The organism is Candidatus Eremiobacterota bacterium, from assembly GCA_031082125.1.
In the GTDB taxonomy this organism is placed as follows: domain Bacteria; phylum Vulcanimicrobiota; class CADAWZ01; order CADAWZ01; family Ess09-12; genus Ess09-12.
In genome coordinates this window covers 123852-140918 of sequence record JAVHLM010000019.1, presented here as the reverse complement: position 1 = coordinate 140918, position 17067 = coordinate 123852, and the positions used below count along the sequence as shown (strand labels likewise).

Annotated in this window: 17 protein-coding genes; 8 read left to right on the top strand and 9 right to left on the bottom strand. The window is 51.8% G+C overall.

Going from position 1 to position 17067, the window contains the following annotated elements; genetic code table 11:
* Positions 1-3 precede the first annotated feature (3 nt).
* Entirely contained in the window at positions 4-207 is a 204-nt protein-coding gene (locus RDV48_19930; protein ID MDQ7825081.1) for a hypothetical protein, read from the top strand.
* A 105-nt stretch (positions 208-312) separates the two neighbouring features.
* Positions 313-762, top strand: coding sequence for a PD-(D/E)XK nuclease family transposase (locus RDV48_19925; GenBank protein MDQ7825080.1), 450 nt, complete (start codon positions 313-315; stop codon positions 760-762).
* Positions 763-931: 169 nt separating this feature from the next.
* Here the strand turns inward: RDV48_19925 and RDV48_19920 are convergent, their stop codons facing one another.
* Positions 932-1765: an AAA family ATPase gene (locus tag RDV48_19920; protein MDQ7825079.1), complete on the bottom strand. Its 834-nt coding sequence runs from the start codon at positions 1763-1765 to the stop codon at positions 932-934.
* 53 nt (positions 1766-1818) lie between these two features.
* Complete coding sequence (locus RDV48_19915; protein ID MDQ7825078.1) at positions 1819-3372, bottom strand: Mu transposase C-terminal domain-containing protein; 1554 nt, start codon at positions 3370-3372, stop codon at positions 1819-1821.
* A 974-nt stretch (positions 3373-4346) separates the two neighbouring features.
* Between RDV48_19915 and RDV48_19910 the strand changes: the two genes are divergently transcribed.
* The gene (locus RDV48_19910; protein MDQ7825077.1) at positions 4347-4472 is read left to right on the top strand and encodes a hypothetical protein; all 126 of its coding nucleotides are present in this window, start codon (positions 4347-4349) and stop codon (positions 4470-4472) included.
* An 18-nt stretch (positions 4473-4490) separates the two neighbouring features.
* Here RDV48_19910 and RDV48_19905 read toward each other — a convergent pair whose 3' ends face one another.
* The 5 genes from RDV48_19905 to RDV48_19885 are packed head-to-tail and all read right to left on the bottom strand — an operon-like array spanning position 4491 to position 8347.
* Positions 4491-4994: a hypothetical protein gene (locus RDV48_19905; GenBank protein ID MDQ7825076.1), complete on the bottom strand. Its 504-nt coding sequence runs from the start codon at positions 4992-4994 to the stop codon at positions 4491-4493.
* A gap of 37 nt (positions 4995-5031) precedes the next feature.
* A complete protein-coding gene (locus RDV48_19900) occupies positions 5032-6093 on the bottom strand; it encodes a hypothetical protein (protein ID MDQ7825075.1) in 1062 nt (353 codons plus the stop codon).
* A gap of 20 nt (positions 6094-6113) precedes the next feature.
* Positions 6114-6725, bottom strand: coding sequence for a prepilin-type N-terminal cleavage/methylation domain-containing protein (locus RDV48_19895; protein MDQ7825074.1), 612 nt, complete (start codon positions 6723-6725; stop codon positions 6114-6116).
* A gap of 18 nt (positions 6726-6743) precedes the next feature.
* A complete protein-coding gene (locus RDV48_19890) occupies positions 6744-7139 on the bottom strand; it encodes a hypothetical protein (GenBank protein ID MDQ7825073.1) in 396 nt (131 codons plus the stop codon).
* Between the two features lie 14 nt (positions 7140-7153).
* On the bottom strand, positions 7154-8347 hold the full coding sequence (locus RDV48_19885; GenBank protein ID MDQ7825072.1) for a type II secretion system F family protein: 1194 nt from the start codon (positions 8345-8347) through the stop codon (positions 7154-7156).
* A gap of 279 nt (positions 8348-8626) precedes the next feature.
* Here RDV48_19885 and pilM point away from each other — a divergent pair, with 279 nt between their 5' ends.
* From pilM to RDV48_19865, 4 genes are read left to right on the top strand one after another with little or no spacing between them, the layout of a single operon-like run.
* Positions 8627-9646, top strand: a complete 1020-nt coding sequence (pilM, locus tag RDV48_19880) for a pilus assembly protein PilM (GenBank protein MDQ7825071.1) — start codon at positions 8627-8629, stop codon at positions 9644-9646.
* A gap of 35 nt (positions 9647-9681) precedes the next feature.
* Positions 9682-11361 carry a GspE/PulE family protein gene (locus tag RDV48_19875; protein ID MDQ7825070.1) on the top strand — a complete coding sequence of 560 codons (1680 nt, stop codon included), beginning with the start codon at positions 9682-9684 and terminating at the stop codon, positions 11359-11361.
* A gap of 39 nt (positions 11362-11400) precedes the next feature.
* Positions 11401-11769, top strand: coding sequence for a response regulator (locus RDV48_19870; GenBank protein ID MDQ7825069.1), 369 nt, complete (start codon positions 11401-11403; stop codon positions 11767-11769).
* 31 nt (positions 11770-11800) lie between these two features.
* Positions 11801-12940, top strand: coding sequence for a HAMP domain-containing sensor histidine kinase (locus tag RDV48_19865; protein MDQ7825068.1), 1140 nt, complete (start codon positions 11801-11803; stop codon positions 12938-12940).
* On the opposite strand, the gene RDV48_19860 is transcribed toward RDV48_19865, so the two are convergent.
* Positions 12937-14133: a hypothetical protein gene (locus tag RDV48_19860; protein ID MDQ7825067.1), complete on the bottom strand. Its 1197-nt coding sequence runs from the start codon at positions 14131-14133 to the stop codon at positions 12937-12939. The genes RDV48_19865 and RDV48_19860 overlap by 4 nt on opposite strands.
* Before the next feature lie 24 nt (positions 14134-14157).
* Positions 14158-14970 carry an SDR family oxidoreductase gene (locus RDV48_19855; protein ID MDQ7825066.1) on the bottom strand — a complete coding sequence of 271 codons (813 nt, stop codon included), beginning with the start codon at positions 14968-14970 and terminating at the stop codon, positions 14158-14160.
* 428 nt (positions 14971-15398) lie between these two features.
* Here RDV48_19855 and RDV48_19850 point away from each other — a divergent pair, with 428 nt between their 5' ends.
* Complete coding sequence (locus RDV48_19850) at positions 15399-17042, top strand: carboxylesterase/lipase family protein (protein ID MDQ7825065.1); 1644 nt, start codon at positions 15399-15401, stop codon at positions 17040-17042.
* Positions 17043-17067: the final 25 nt, after the last annotated feature.

The window sequence follows — 17067 nt, the reverse complement described above, 5'->3', positions numbered from 1 at the left end:
ATTATGGCTGACTATACCGATCCTACGGAAGTTGATGAAATAGATAAATTTTATGCGAATTTTCCTCCAATCGATGAAATAGTTGATATGTGTATCATACTCGGCGCAAAAACCGATTATAAACGAACGCATGATGAAAGTAAAGCCTGGGCATATTACTACGAACTGAAAACGATGGTAGAAGCCAAACAAAGAAAGACTGCATAAGCGCACCACATAACAATCACAAACCCCTGGCCTCCCGACACACCGCACGAAAAGTTTACATAATTCGAGGGAATGAAATAATCAGGCAATACCAGGGCAACATCCTTGCGGTATGATCTTCTCAGCAGCCGAAGGAGGGAGCCCTTATGGAGTGTTACAGCCTTCTCAACGATCTCATATTCAAGTATCTATCGTTTTCTGGAGATCCATGATCAGGATGAGCTCCCTGAGACGCTGGAGGTCCACTTCATCGAGCTTGGAAAGTTCAAGGACCGGCCCGTGAGAGAGCTTTCCACTCCGCTTGAGCGCTGGCTCCACCTTTTGAAATTCAGCGAGCATTATGCTACAATGGAGAGAGAGCTTCCCCCGGAGCTTGCCGGGGAGGAGGGGATAGCGATGGCAGTCGAGGCATACAGGAAGTCGAAGGCCGATGCGAGGCTGAAGGCACTGATGGATTTTCGGGAGAAGGCGGAGCATGATCATGCCACGTGGATGAAAGAGGCAGAGCACAAAGTGTCCAATCCCACCTATCTTTCCCAGGAGAATCCCAGCTAAATTTACCGGTAATTTTTATGAGATCAGGCGTTTTTCTGGATCCCTTGCGTGCATGGGGATAAAATTCTGAATTGTGACGAGTTATCCGGGACATTTCAGGGAAAGAAAGAGGGGATGGCAAAGCCATCCCGCCTATGGATGCCAGAGATTTCCCGGGCTTCATTCCCGATTACTTGGGAGCCTCTTCTGCGAAATCATTGAGCAGATTGGGCAGCACGTGCCGTTTTATCAGATGCTCGTCAACGATCTCCTTCTTGAATACCGCTGCCTGGATCAGTGATTGAAGCGCTACTTGGTTGATGACACGCGGATATCCCCGTGAATACTGGAAGATCAATTTTACCGCGCCATCGGTGAAAAGCTCTGGCGGGGCATCGACCCGCTGCAGGTGATAGGTGATATATGCCCTGGTATCGCCCGCGGTGAAAGGACGCAGTGTCTGGCAGTAGGTGACGCGCTGGCGAAAGGCTATGTTGGGCTGCTCCTTCAAATGGGCCTGAAGCACCTCGGTCCCGCAGAGGATTATCGAGAAGTGCTCTTCTGAATCCATCTGAAAGTTCATAAGAAGCCGCAGGTATTCAAGAACATCGCGGGAAAGGTGGTCGCAGTCATCAAAGATGATGATCGGGTGCTTCCCCAGGTTTGATTCAAGGGAGAAAAGATGGGAGCTCAGTGCGTCAAACATGTCAGCGATAAAGGCTGATGGCTGAAGCTGAAAGACCCTGCACAGGCTCCTCAGAAAGCCTTGGGGTGAGCTTCTTGTGTTCCAGAGATAAAAGACCTGATACTCCTGGGGAGAGAGATCTTCCTTGAAGCGCCGCAGCGTGATGCTTTTGCCCACGCCCTGGAGGCCCAGGATGACGGAAATACCCTTGATTTCAATGCTGTACCGAAGACCAATGATAAGCTCCTGCTGGCTCTTGGAGGGAAACATCTTTGATGCCCAGATGTATTTGGTAAAGGGGAGTTTTTGAAGCTTGAACCACTGTTTCAGGCTGGCCATGGAGGTTTCCTTGGGTTCCACAGGTGCCTGTACCGTGCTCTGCTCGGTGGACATTATGGCCGACCTCCCTTCAATATGTGGAGGTATGAAAGGATATGATGATAGGGATGCTCTTTCAGGGTCGGATCATCCAGGAGCGCGTGCACTTCTTCAAGATTTATCGGGCCGTAGCGCATCCAGAAGCGCCTCAATTCATCCTCTTCATACACCGATGGGGGCGCGTGCTCTTTGAACAGGTCAAGAAAAGCGGCGCAATTCTGCTCTTCAAAGGCAAAGAGCTCCGGCACCGTTTCGCATTCTGCGTTCTTCCCATAAGTGTTGAGAAGAAATCCCAGGTAATCAGTGGTTTTGTCAGGCGGCTTTGTGGAGTTCTCCGGAAGTTCCGCTTTCTCCGGACGATGGCATTGCAAGAGGTAGGGTGCGACACGCTCGAGAAATTGCCCGTTGTTCCAAATCTCAACCAGTTCGAGAAACTCGGGGTTGTAGCGGACCTCGACTTTCTTTTGTATAAACTGGGGAGAGACACGATAGGCAGTGCCGAAGAGGCTGATCATGCCGCACTTGTCCACGCGCCTCTCTTCCCGCCAGAGAAAAGCTTTTCGGAGCTTTTCTTCATCAGCATAACGAATTCTTTCAATGTCACGATGCCACCGCTCAATGGGAGAGCAGCCCAACTCGCTGTGATGGCGGGAGTTGTAATCACGCTCAAGCCATAGCTCAAATGCTTCGTTCAGCTTTTCAAGCGTGGTTATGGAGGATACAGGGACTTCTGCAATGAAATCTGATACACAGAAACGGTTAAAAGCCTCAATTTTGCCATGACCCATTGGTCTGTAGGGCTTTGTGAATATTGGTGTGTCAATACCCATTTCACCGCATATCATCTTCATATGGGATGAGCGGAAAACGCCTCCATTATCATAGTAACAACGCCTGGGACATCCGTAACGCTGAATGGAACGCTTGAATACCAGCTCAAGCGCGGGAAGATTCTGCACAAAGAAAAACCGCCCCGCAAGGGCCAGCCGTGAGGCATCATCAATGAACGCAAAAAGCCGCGTTTTCCTCTTTCGTGAAGGATTATCGGGGTCAGGAAGCCATGGCCCCTCAAGCATGTCTGCCTGCCAGAGGTCATTGGCATAGTCAGCCTGCCATCGGGCCAGGTCTTTTCTGTCGGGGAGCTGGAGCTTTCGCGCGGAACACCCGGCTTTCTTCAGAACCCGATGCAGCGTTGAGCGCCGCAGGAGACCCCTCGGCGCCATATCCATCTCCTCCATGATACGGATGATTTTGTTGATTGACCGCGCCGGCACTTCTTTCTTCAGCTGGCAGGCCAGATGCACCAGGTTCCCGGGAAGAGAAGTGCCCCGCTGATGCCGCGGTGCATCTTTCAAGCCATCAAGTCCATACTTTCGATACAGTCGAAGCCAGAGCCTGATGGTTTCAGGGCTCACTTTGACCATCGAGCCATCGGGAGCCGGCCATTCCTTCCCGGACAGGGTGGCGTACATGGCCATGTGCTCGCCCCTGCGAAGATCAAGGGCGAGCAGGGGACTGATGATCTGGAACCGGAAGAGCGCTTTTGATGTCGTGTAATCATTTTCCATAGTATTGTTCCTCCTTTCATAGTACTTTCAAGTATAGAAGGAGGGAGCCGGGCCATCGAGATCATTCCCTGTGGGATCGCGATGGACAGATGAAGGGCAAAAAGAAAAAAGATCCCACCTGCAGTTCACAGAGGAACAGGAGATTCGCTATCGAAGTTGTGTGAGGAACGGCCTTCTTAGCAGGGTGGCGCGTTCACGGGCCCAGGACAGGAGCAGAGCTGTTGGTACGCAGAGAAAACGAGAGCTGATTTCCAGCAGATGCAAAGATTCCCAGACCTGGTAAGAATGGGAATCCCGACATTTGAGAAGCGATTCTGGCGGTGATAACCCCGAAAGAGTCATTCGCTCATAGTCCTCGGGCCCGACCCTTTGTACTATCGCCTCCCTTATTGATTGCTGTGTTATCTGGGCGGTCTGTCTGAAATGCCGATAATATCGCCGAAGCTGTGCTCGCTCTCTTACGACATCCAGCTCGGGCGGGTAACAGGTATCAATGCCACCGGAGGAATTCAGATAAAGAAACGCCAGAAGATATATGACAAAGACGCAGGCGCGCTGGCGATACAACACATTCGGCGGTGTCATGCTGAAGGTCTTGTCACAAAAAGGACATTTCCAACGCAGGTTCCATAGAGTGATCTTTGAGAGGTGGCCCTGCACCATGGTGTCGAGCCTCCTCGGATAATGTCCATGGCGATGGAAGAGCCGTCCTCTGTCCAATATCACTGAAGCGCAACAGAAGTCGGCCTGGGGTGGATGAGAATCAAAGACATAGCAGCCATCAACGTAACAAAAAGTGCCAGTTTCAAAGGTACATGAGGAATGGCGGAGAAGATCAACAAGCGAAGGAAAGAAATCCATCTCAGGAGATTAACGATAAGGGAATGGGAAACCTGTTAATCGGAGATGGGATGAAAGGCTTCCGGGGTGGGACTCATGCGGGGGATTGGACACACAAAGGCATGGAGGCAGGCTTGCAGCAGGGCTTGCAGAAAGGCCGCCAGGAGATGAAGGTTGAAGCCGCTCAGAAACTTCTGGCAGCGGGGATGCCCCGCGAGGAGATAGCCCGTTTACTTGAGATCGGCACCGATGAGTTCTGATCAGAGGTGCAGAACAGGTCAGTTCAGCAGGAGATCCTTTATATCCTTACCCACCAGTTCCACCTGCAGGGGATCTTTGGGATTGACATACAGCTCACAGGTCCCGTCGGGCGCGATCACCTTTTCCAGGAAGTCTGTCAATGCCTTTTCCGAGATGAAAGTGGTCCAGTACACCGGGGTGGCCTTATAGTGCCTCCCCTCGAGGGTAAACTCGCAAAGGATGCGGAAAGTCCAGGTCGTCCCTTTGGGGACACGGACAGAATGCCATTCCCGGTCAATGCATCTGGCCTTGAGCCTGATCCAGCTCCTGCGCTCCTGCCGCGCTTTATACCAGCCGGCTAAAAGGCTGAGGCCAAAACCGGCCATACCGCTTAACAGCCACACCAGTCGGACCGCATCGGCAGCCTTAATCACCAGGGCCATGATAATACACCCGACAAAAACAAGAGCACCCAGGGCAGCCAGCGGATTCGCCTGAACCCTGGATTCACTCTCTGATGGAATATGCTCAATGCGCCACATTGCCGGCCTCCCTCTTACCGCGTGAGCCCGTGGTATCCTAGTATCTCGCCTTGTATTGTATCGTGGCGCCTCCGCCGCCCGTTACCTTCACTTCCGTTATCTCCGCGTTCCCGCTGCCCCACAGGCGGAAGCCGATCCGCCCCGCAGGGAATAGGTTCTGGATGTCCGTCGCGTCCAGCACCCTGATATCGTCTATGGAAACGGTGAAATGATTGTCAGCCACGTCGATGCGCACTCTTCTCTCCGTATTGAACCACCAGCCCGCAGGACCGGAGAAGCCAGTGGAATCTCGGGTCACCACCGCAATCGGCTCCTGTTCCAGCCCCTGTTTTACGGCCCTGATGAGAAAAGAGCCTCCCTGGCTCGCGCAATAGCCCGGATCATACTGGAAAACATAAGTGTCCAGCGGATCCGCGGCGGCAGTTCTGAAGTATATCCCGTAGCCCAGGTTCCCCGTTCCCTTCTTGCTGCGGAGCGTCACCTTCAAATTCACCGAATAAGTATTCCAGTCTTTTGAGCCGGCAAAACACCGGTGCTCGTCGGTGTTGTTGCTGGGATTTCCCACATAGAACACCCCGTTGGTGACCCTGAAATTCTTGCCCAAATAGTCGGACCATGTGTCAGGATAAGTGCCGTTGCTTGGAAAGTTGTCAAAGAACAGGTCGCTTGCCAGCACGATAATTGCCTCGCTTGTACATGTCGCCTGGCCGTATTTTCCCGTTGAGACAAGGTGCGCGCCGTGTGCCAGGACGGAGGTCCCATTCCATCCGCTGACCGGAGAAGTATTGGCGAGGTTGTTCGTGGAATAAGGAGCGGATTTCTGTGTGCCGTCAAAGGTCATTGAATAGGTCGCCCCGTTTCCCGGCAGCGCAGTCCTGTCAAAACCTTGTTTCCACGCGGCATTTTTCTTTAACTGATACACGGCGTCTTCAATGCCCGCAATCGATGCCTGCTCGGCTAATACAAGATTCTCCCCCCTTTGCACGCCGGCTTTCATTGACACATATATTTTTACAAGCAGGGTGGCAAAAGTGAATAACGTCACCACGCTCACTATGGTCAAAAGCAGTATGAAGCCTTTCTTCCCGTTAAGTATCACGGATCACTGCTCCAAAAGATTTAATCATAAATAAATATCGTAAAATTTCTTGACTGCCTGTCCACTGTACCATTCTGATTTTTTGATTCCGTTTCTATGAAGAGCCTCGCCGCATTCTCACCTCCCGCGGAAGGTGCAAGCTTGACTGACTTGATCGACGGGGCGACCATTCTTCCAGAGCTATTCATCTCTTTTTTCAGCTCGTCAATGCGGTAAGGCTTCAAAAGGGTGGGATCGGCGGCAAAATCAACGTAATTTTCTTTTCTCAAGAGAGTGGACGTTCCCGGATTGATATAATAGACCACATGTTTCTGCCAGTTCGGGGTGCCGTCCGGTTTCAGTGAATATTTCCCTGTTTTATCGTGGGCAGAGATGAAACTGAAGGCCTGCAGATTCCCGGTGGAGCCGTCACAGAGGTATTTTATGCTGCTGTCCTTGACATCCTGGGAAATTTTCCAGGCAGAAACCATAAGATCAAGCCCCGTTCCTGAACGATGAGCAACCGCCTGAAAGGTTCTTTTGGAGCATACTATCATCTTGATGAAAATTCCCGATATCAGGCTGATAATAAACATCACAATCAGAAGCTCCATCAGGGTAAAGGCACCGGAAAGTCTTTTCCTGTTCATCATGCACTTGCTCATAAGATATTATTTTGACGTATCAACCATAATTGTCTGCAGAACCAGTCGCTTGCCGCCTCCTGACTCTGTCCAGGTCATTGTCACCGTGATAAGCTTTTTGTCGGTATCCTGGAGGGAGATATCTGCCTTGTAGCTGAATGACTGAGTAAAGGGCTTCCCGTCATTCAATCCCGAATAGACGAATGTTCCGCTTGTCGCCGCCGCTTTCGCAAATCCCGCTTTTCTCACGTCGTCAATGACGCTTTTCGCGTAATAAGCAGCGTTAATACGGTTATCGGTCTGCGTTGCCGCCCTGCCTGTCACGGGAATTATTTTCATCACGGAAAACACTGCGATGCAGATGATAAAAATAGAAACAAGGCATTCCATCAAGGTAGCGCCCCGTCTCATATTCCTTTTCAAGCGGACCTCCCCTTTTACCCCATGGTCTGGATAAGATTGAATAACGGGAATGCAAGAGCAAATATCAGCACCGCGACAAAAACCCCGACCACCAGGATGACAAGCGGCTCCATCATGCCCATCATCGCTTTTATCATCACGTCAACTTCTCCCTCGTAATATGAAGCGATTTCCTCGAGCATTATTTCAAGGGTCCCCGACTCTTCGCCGCTTGCAATCATGCTGATTGACATGCTGGTAAAGATATCGCTTTCGCGCAGCGGTTTTGAGATCGACTCTCCCTCTTTCACGTTCTTGAGGGCGCTCAGGACGACTTTTTCTACCACTCTGTTGTCAATGCTGGCGCATATCAGTTCCAGGGATTGCACTATCGGCACCCCGCTTGAATACAGAGTGCCGAGGGTTCTGCAGAAATTGGTTATCGCGATCTGTTTCAGCATCACCCCCACAAGGGGGATTTTCAAGATTGTGGCATCAAAGAGATAAGCGCCTTTCTCCGTCCTGAGAAAATAGAGCACGCCATAGAAAATTCCGGCGATGATGATGATCAGCACATACCAGTATTTTGATATGAAATCCGCCGCGCTCATGAACATCACCGTCAGGGGTGGAAGATCGGCGTTCAGGCCGGCATAGATTTCAGAAAACTGCTTCGTGCCGAACAGAAATATGAAAAAGCACATCGCGAAGGCGACTATCAATATGGTGACCGGGTAGGACATGGCGGCCTTGATCTTCTTTTTTATATTCTCGGCGTTCTCGAGATGGACCGCAAGGCGCTGCAGAATGAGCGGCAGCTGCCCGCTCGCCTCGCCAGCCGCCACCAGTGAGACAAAGAGTTTTGAGAACTCTCTCGGGTAATCTTTGAGAAGGTCCGATAACGGCTTCCCCTGCGCAATGCCTTTTGAAGTGCTCTGCAGCATTTTTTTCAAGGTGATGTTTTTTGCGTCATGAGCCATTATGTCAATTGATTTTACAAGGGACATCCCTGCTTTCAGCATCGTGGAGAGCTGTTTCGTGAAAATCATTATATCCTGGGTTTTTATGGGCTCTTTGAAGAGAGTGAAGGGCTCCTTCTCCTCCACGAGCTCGATCAGAGTATACTGCAGGCACAGGGTCTCCAGGGCAGACGCTCTGTTTTCCACTTCAATATCGCCTGCATATATGGCATCTTCTTCATCCAGATATTTAAAATAGAATTTTGGCATGTCCCCACCTCTCGGCAAATGGTGCCAGCAAGGTTCGACATTTTTGTCTTCTTAACCTTTTATCCTTATGCGGTGAGGCTTTCAAGAAGGGATAGTGCGGTGCGTCTTAGAATATTTCTGGTGACAGTGAACAAAATAGAATTATTACTGCCATGCCTGTGCTGGAGAGCGCGGCTCGCTCCATAATTGGAGATTTGGGATAACTGACACACTTTTTATTCCAGGGAGAGGGCTCTGCGCTTTATCAGGGGCGTGAGGAGAGGAGAAAGAAGGCTTGCGATGGCACTCGGGAAAAAGTACCTGGGACTCGATATCGGGTCGTACAGCATAAAGCTTGGAGTCTGCGAGCAGAACAGAAAAGACATTGAAAACCTTTCTGAAATAGAGCTCTTTCCGGAAAGAAAGTTCATGGATCAGGGCCCCGACGAAAATAATAAACCGGAGAAAGTAAAAAAAATTCTTTCAGAGCACATGGCACCGGGCTCCAGATCGGGAAATTCCCTGAATATCTGCGTGCAGGGAGACGGGGAGATAAGCGGCTACGCGGAGCTTCCGAAACTGAAGCCCGATCAGGAAGATTTAGCGGTAAAGTCTATCGCGAGAAAATGCATTCCCTATACGCTTAAGGAAGCGGTCATCACTTATAAGGCCGTCCCTCCTGTAAGCGGAAAGAAAGAGAAGACAGGGATTTTTTTCATTTCAATTCACCATGAAAGTTTTGATGCTTATCGAGATATTCTGACAGAGTGCGGTTGCAAGGCCGACAATTTCATAATGGCATCTTTTGCCCTTGTCAATTCACATTCCGTGAATTATGAGAAGAATCCCGATAAATTCTCCGTGCTGGTGAACTGCGGAAGCTTGCTGACGACAATCGTTTTCATCAGGAACGGCTTTCCTTATTTCATGAGAAATTTCACCATAGCCGGAGCTAATTTCACCTACGCGTTCCAGATGGGCCTGCAGCTGACCTGGCAGGAATCCCAGAAACAGAAGTGTGCCTATGATGTCCTCGCAAAAGAAGTATTCTTCGAGCCCGTGCTTTCAAGATGGCTCGAGCAGGTGAAAAAATCCATTGACGGATTTAAAAATATAAACCGGGCTTATTCGCCCGGACTGGATAAGATCTATCTGGCCGGAGGCTCATCGCAGCTTAAAAATCTTGACAGGAGAATCTCTGAGTTCACCGGGATGGAAGTGATAGCGGAAACGTGGAAGAACCTTGAGAAGCGGTCTGTTTCCGATGAGAAGAAGATATGCGTGTATAATACCGCGCTGGGAGCGATTTTACAGACCTGACTGATGGCTCTGCAGTTCATATCAAGGAGGCGGCAATGGGAACATGGCTTGAAAGCGTGAGAAATGAGATAGATCCTCAAGTCTGGCAGAAAGTGACGGCTTTTGCAGGCACAAAAAACGACCCGGCGGATTTCATGCTGAAAGGCGGATATGTCAAGCCCGAGCAGGTGCTGTCGTCATTGTCAAAATTCCACGATTTGCCTTCGATGTTTCTGAACCAGTTCACCATCTCTGATGAGGCCGTCGAAAGAATACCCGAAGAAGTGGCACGGCGGTTCTGCCTGATGCCCCTTTTCATACTCAAGGATAAGATTTTTGTGGCTGTCGCAGAACCCGGCAATATCACTGCGGAAGACTTCATATTGCAGCAGACCAGGCTTACCATGCAGGAAATCGTCACGACCCGGGAAAATGTTGAAAGCGCCATAAACAAGCATTACCTTGCGGGAGCAAAATCCGCGGAAAAGATAAAGGCCTTTTCCGGCAAGACCGCACCCGCTGCCGAGACAAAACCGGATTCAAAAGCGAAGCAGCCCGAGGTCAAGACCGGTGAAGGCGATGCTCCTTCGATAAAATTTGTCGATCACATTCTCACCACCGGAATCCGCCTGGGAGCAAGCGATATTCACCTGGAGCCCTATGAGGATGAGGTGGAGCTCAGATACCGCGTAGACGGTATCCTGAGGAACTATCCGGCTCCGCCTCTTGATTTGATAAGAGCCGTCACTTCCCGGATCAAAATAATCTCGGAAATGAATGTTGCCGAGAAGAGGCTCCCCCAGGACGGCAGATCCACTTTTGAAGTGGACGGTAAAAAGTATGATCTGAGAATCTCGATGATTCCCAATTTATACGGAGAGTCGGTGGTAATCCGTGTGCTTACCTCCGGTTCAAACATCAAGGACCTTGACGACCTGGGCTTTTCGCCTCCCATGCTGCAGAAATATAAGAAAATGATATCGAGGCCCCACGGGGTCATATTGGTCACGGGGCCCACGGGATCGGGGAAGTCCACCACTCTTTACGCGACCTTGAGATATATTCTCTCACCGGAGAAAAAGATCCTTACCCTTGAAGATCCCGTCGAGTCAAAAATCAAGGGCGTCATGCAGTTTCAGATGAATGCCCCGATAGGCTATACTTTTGCGAGCTGCTTGAGATCAGTGCTCAGGCACGATCCTGAAATCGTGCTCGTCGGTGAGATACGAGACCGCGAAACTGCGGAAATCGCCATAAGAGCGTCTCTTACGGGGCATATGCTCTACAGCACCCTTCACACCAATGATGCCGCTTCAGCGCCTACAAGGCTCATTGACATGGGAGTTCCGGGATATCTTGTGATGACTTCTCTCATCGGTGTCCTCGCCCAGAGGCTCATAAGGCGTCTCTGCACAAAATGCAAAGAGCCCCTCAAGGTGGAAAAGGAGCATCTGGACATTCTGGATCTTAAAAAATTGCCGCAGGGAGCAGCGCCCTACAAGCCAGTAGGGTGCGGAAACTGTGAAAAATCGGGTTACAGGGGAAGAGTGGCCATCTATGAGCTTCTGGAGATAACGCCTGAAATGAGAAGGCTTGCAGATATTGACATGACATCCGACAAAATACAGCAGATTGCCGAGAAAGGCGACTTCACGACCCTTCGTCAGAGCGCCATCGAGAGCTGGCTTGCCGGGAATACCGGAATCGACGAAGTAATGAAGCTCACTGTTGAATGATCGGAATTATATCAAATACGTGAGAGTGAGGGGTTGACCATGAAAAAATTATACTGCGCCGATGATGATCCCAACATATTAGATATATATAAACGGACTTTCTCAAAACTGGAAGGCGTCGAAGCCAGATTCTTTGACAACGGCCTCGACATTTACCGGGAAGTGCAGCTTGACAAGCCCGATGTGATAATAAGCGATATCATTCTTCCCAAGATGGAGGGGCTGACCCTGAGCATGCTGCTCAAATGCGATGAGAAATACAAGGATATCAAGATCCTCATCGCCTCTTCCGTCATGGATCCCGATATAGATGAACAGGTCAGGAAGGTAGGCGCTGACGGTTTTCTAAAGAAGCCTTTCAGGCCTCAGGAAATAAGAGAAAAAGCCAAAGTGGTGCTCGGGATATAGGGAAAGATCCTCATTACAAGGAGAGATTGCCATGGAAAACCGCACAATACCTACCTCATTCGCTCCCGCCGAAAGGCTGAAAGGTGAAGCGCTGCAGAAGCAGGTGGACGAAATCAAAAAAAATTCCCTCATAAAGCAGATACTCGATATCGTTCCCGGTTTTACCGTTATTCTCAATGAGTGCCGGCAGATAGTATTTATCAACAAGCCTTTCCTTGATTTTCTGGGCATAAAGGAAGAGAAGCAGGCTCTCGGCTTGAGGCCGGGAGAGGTCTTCACGTGCGCTCACTCCGATGAATCGGAAGGCGGCTGCGGGACCACCGAGTTCTGCCAGGTCTGCGGCGCCGTCGGCACGATTCTCACAAGCCAGCAGGGACAGGAGTGCAGGAGCGAATGCCAGATAATGATGAAATCCGGCGATGCGCTTGATCTTAATGTCTCCGGTGCTCCCTTCGAGGTGCAGGGGCAGAAATTCACCTTCTTCTCGGTCCTCGATGCAAGCGCCGAAAAAAGAAGAAAGAACATGGAGAGAATTTTCTTTCATGACGTGCTGAATACCACGGGGGGGCTTTACGGGTATGCCGACCTTCTATGCGAATCGCTCCCTGAGTCCGGTGAGACCAAGAATTTTGCCACCCTGATTTTTAACCTGACGGGGAATGTCATTGAAGAGATTGAATCGCAGAAATCAATATCGGCTGCTGAGAACATGGAGCTCATAATAAAGAAGGAAGAGGCCGATTCCCTTGATGTAATCAAGGAAATTGCCGACCTGTACAAGAGCCATATAGTGGCCCATAACAAGCATATCATCATTGCGCCGGACTCAGAAGCGGTCAAGTTCCAGACCGACAGGCTGCTTATCAAGAGAGTGCTCGGGAATATGGTAAAAAATGCGCTTGAGGCATCGAAAGAAAGCCAGAAAGTGGTAATCCTCTGTTACCTGAACAGCAACAGGATTGTCTTCAAAGTCCATAATGACGGATATATCCCCAGAGACGCACAGTTGCAGATATTCAAAAGGTCTTTCTCCACAAAAGGCAAGGGAAGAGGGCTGGGCACCTTCAGCATCAAGCTCCTGACGGAGCGTTATCTCCGCGGGAAAGCGTCGTTCAAGACTTCAGAGTTTGAAGGAACTGATTTTGTCGTGGAATTTCCTTTGGATTTCTAAGAGGTTTGCGCCCTCTGCAGTTTGTCCAGGAGCATCATGCCATGGATCAGGTACAGAAGAGCGCATCCGTTTGCAGCAAGAACCACCCCGATGATGAGGCCGGGAATCAGGTGAGAGACAAGCATTGAGGCGCCGAAGAGAATCGTCAGCAGGCTCATGGTGAGCTGTGCTGCAGAAAGCTTCTTCAAAAGCGTTGAAAGAGGGTCGCCGGTCCCTTCTGATTCTCTCTGGCGGGAACTGCCGATTTTCCACAGCGAAACGACACCGCCAAGGATATTGAGCACACCGACAAGAACCGTCAAGTACGGGACGAGGATTCCCGGTATGATACAGGACTCTATTCCCAGAGCCGCGAACAAAAGCCCGGAAAAAATCATCAGCCAGGAACGGGGAAAGGGACCGATGGGCGTATTTCCTGACGCAAGCATCTGAACGGCAAAAATCACCATCAGGAGTCCAAGCTGGGCACTTCCCGAAAAGGGGAGGAGCCCCAGGTTTACCGGAATCAGCAGCACGCCGAGAAGCACCATGAATATGGCCATCAGCAGAAGCATGGCCTGATCGGTGGAAAGCTCACCATCTCCCTCAGGGAGCCTATCCGCCTCCGGATGCATGCGGTAGATTTTCCTGAGCACAAAGGCAAGATAGACAAGTGCAGTGCCGTAAATCAGAACCACTCCCGCCGTCATTGGCACTGTCAGCAGGCTCTGTTTCCAGATCATCAGTGCGATAAGCATCGACAGTATATAGACTGCACCGCAGGCAAAAATCAGATGCCGAAAAATTCCTCCGTACTTTATCCAGGCAGGGAGCTTCTCTTTGGCAAAACACATATTGACAAGCAGCAGAAAACTTCCCGGCCCCAGAAAGAGAAAGAGCAGGATGCGGGGAAGCGTGCTTAAAAGATCGGGGACAAAACAGGTCACAATACCTGCTGCTGCAACCACCACGCCGGCAGCAAGCAAAGGTTTCGACCGGGGCAGATCGCCGTACGGTGTTTTCCCGAGTGTGATGATCTGCAGTGCAAATATGACCAGAAGTGATCCATACAGACCATTTTCATAGTAAGGGAGCGCTCCCTCTGAAACGGGGAAAAGCAAAGCTCCGGTGATCAGCATCATCATCCCTGCTATCAGCAGAATGACCACCTCGAGGGGGAGATCGGCCTTTCTTAATAAAGGGTGTTCTGTCATATGAATCTGTCAGCGCTGCCTGTTCTATGCCCTTAGAGATCTGCGCTCCCGTGCGATATCCCGCAATATGTTCTCGGCGGCTTCAGGGGATGTGCGGTACAATTCCCACAGCGTGCGTGCAGAGTCAGGCAGGGGGATGATCCCCTCCTTATTCGCCACACCCGCGAGAATCAGCTTTGCAGCCTCCCCCGCTGATATGGCGTTTTCAGGAATCTTTGCTTCAACGCGCTCGCCGATAATCGGTGTTCCCCAGATGCGGGTGGCAACCTCCCCGGGGCAGACGACGGAAAAGCATATGCCCTCGTCTTCAAGCTCGAAGCGCAGGCTCTCGCTGAGCCCCGTCACCGCGTACTTGGTGGCGCAGTAAAGGGACTGAAAGGGGATGGGAAGAATCCCGGCAATAGAAGAGGTGGAGACAATGTGCCCTCCCCCCTGACTGCGCATTATCGGCAGGGCAAAGTGGATCCCATAGATGACGCTCCATAGGTTGACATCGATGATGCGGCGCCACTCTTCCATGGTCACCTTTTCAATCGCCTTTGTACCGCCGATGCCGGCGTTGTTGAAAAGAATGTCGAGCCGTCCGTGACGCGAGGCCGCCTCTTCAACCATGCGCTGCACCTGCTCCTCTCTGGACACATCGACAGTCATGGGATGAACGCGCCCTTTGTGAGCGCTTAACTGTTCGAGAGCGGACTCCAGCGTCTTTGTGTCCCTGTCGGCCATGAAAACGACGGCGCCTGCCTTGAGCAGCACTTCAGCAAGGGCAAAGCCGATTCCTGACGCCGCCCCGGTGACGACGCACCCTTTTCCATGAAAATACTCTTCAACGTTCATTGTACCTCCTCTTTGAGCCCTGGTGAGTGTCTGAATGGGCATAAGCCTGTGACCGGAGCCTTCCACATCGCCAAAAGGAGATCCTGCTGTATTCTTCTGGCATGCGCTCATTTCTTGAATTACCGCAAAAGGCCCTCCAGGGGAGGCGCTAAATCTCTACAAAGCCTGTGAGTATAAGGTCTTAGAGTACCATCCTTGTTCACCTGACAGGGCCCTTTCGTATCAGCGGTCATGGAGACGCATCAAGCTTCAGTTCGCCGGCTTCACGGTGACCTGGATTTTCAAGCGCGAGCCACAAGGATTGTCGCGGGAACAGATTGAGGGCTGACGTGGTATCTTTCAGGGGCAGCTGAAGGAATAGAATCTCCCGGGGGGAAATGTACACCAGGGAGCCATCGTGCCACCCGGGCTGAGAAAGAAGGGATACCATGCGAACCATCACCCGATCATTTCCCGTCATTCTTTTTGTGCTCATCTTCCTGCTCTGCGGCGCCTGCGGCCGCCACCCTGCAGGGGACCGGGGAGGACCCTCCCTTTCAGCTTCCACATCCCCCTCGAATAGGGGAAAAGCTTTCAGCGGCAGCGAGGTGACGAGTGCTTCCGGGACGCTGAAAGGGGAGAAGCAGGAGGGACTTCTCATCTTCAAGGGCATCCCCTACGCGAAGCCGCCCGTAGGCGCTCTCCGGTGGAGGCCCCCACAGGCCCCGGAGCCCTGGAAAGGCACCCGGGACTGCACCGGCTTCGGGCCCCGCTGTCCTCAGCCCGAGTCGCTCCTCGCGAGAAGCGACAGGGACCAGAGCGAGGACTGCCTTTACCTCAACGTCTGGACGCCGGCAAAGAGCGCTGATGAGAAGCTTCCTGTCATGGTCTGGATCCACGGCGGGAGCTTTGTCACCGGCGCCGGCTCAAATCCCGCATATGACGGGACGCACCTTGCGAAAAAGGGCGCCGTCATTGTCACGATAAACTACCGCCTGGGGCCCCTCGGCTTCTTCGCCCACCCCGCCCTCTCAAAAGAATCGGACCATGGGGTATCGGGAAACTATGGCATACTTGATATGATTGCAGCCCTCACGTGGGTGAAGCAGAATATCGCCGCATTCGGCGGCGATCCAGGCTGCGTCACCATCTTCGGCGAGTCCGCCGGCTCCATGAGCGTCACGTGCCTCATGGCGTCGCCCCTGGCACAAGGCCTCTTCCACCGGGCCATCGCCGAGAGCAATTTTGCCATAGGCCTCCCGGCCCTCAAGGAGAGGAAACGACTGATGAAAGCCTATGAGGAGGTGGGGGTGGACATCGCCCGCAAGCTTGGCGTGAAAGAGGAAGGGGATGTCCTCAAAGAGCTCAGGGCAAAAAGCCCCGGTGAGCTCATCGGCGCCTCTGACCCTGTCAAGGGTCTCACGGGCAAGGGGGTGACGTTCCGCCCCGTCATTGACGGCTACGTGCTGCCTCAGGACCCCGTGAAGGTTTTTGCAGAAGGGAAGCAGCACCCCGTCCCCTTCATGAGCGGCATCAATGCCGACGAGGGAAGCATCTTTGTGAAGCAGATGCCTGTCTCTACCGTAGAGGGCTATAAACGTTTCCTCAAGGCCCGCTTCCGGGAAAGGGCGGAAGATGCCCTGGCCCTCTACCCCGCCTCAGATGACCGCGAGGTGCCCGGAGCTCTCGGCGCCCTCATCACGGACCTGATTTTTCTCATGCCGGTGAAGTATGCAGTGAGGGAAGTGAGGAATGCGGGGAGCCCGGCCTATCTTTACTATTTCACAAAGAAGCCGGCGGCGGCGAAAGCCCTCAATATGGGCTCTTTTCACGGCCTTGAAGTGGCCTATGTCTTCGGCTATGAGGGGAAATTCTGGAAGCCTTCTGAAAAGAACAGAAAGCTCTCTCATGCCATGGGGAGCTACTGGGTGAACTTCGCCGCAAAGGGCGATCCCAACGGCCCGGGCCTCCCTGCCTGGCCCGTCTATGAGAGCTCTCCAGACGAATACCTTGAGCTCGGCGATGATATCAAGGCGGCCGGCGGGCTCAGGAAGAAATACTGTGAGTTCTGCGAGAAGGCCCTCGGCGAATGAAAGCAGCTCGAGCGAAGGGAAAAGG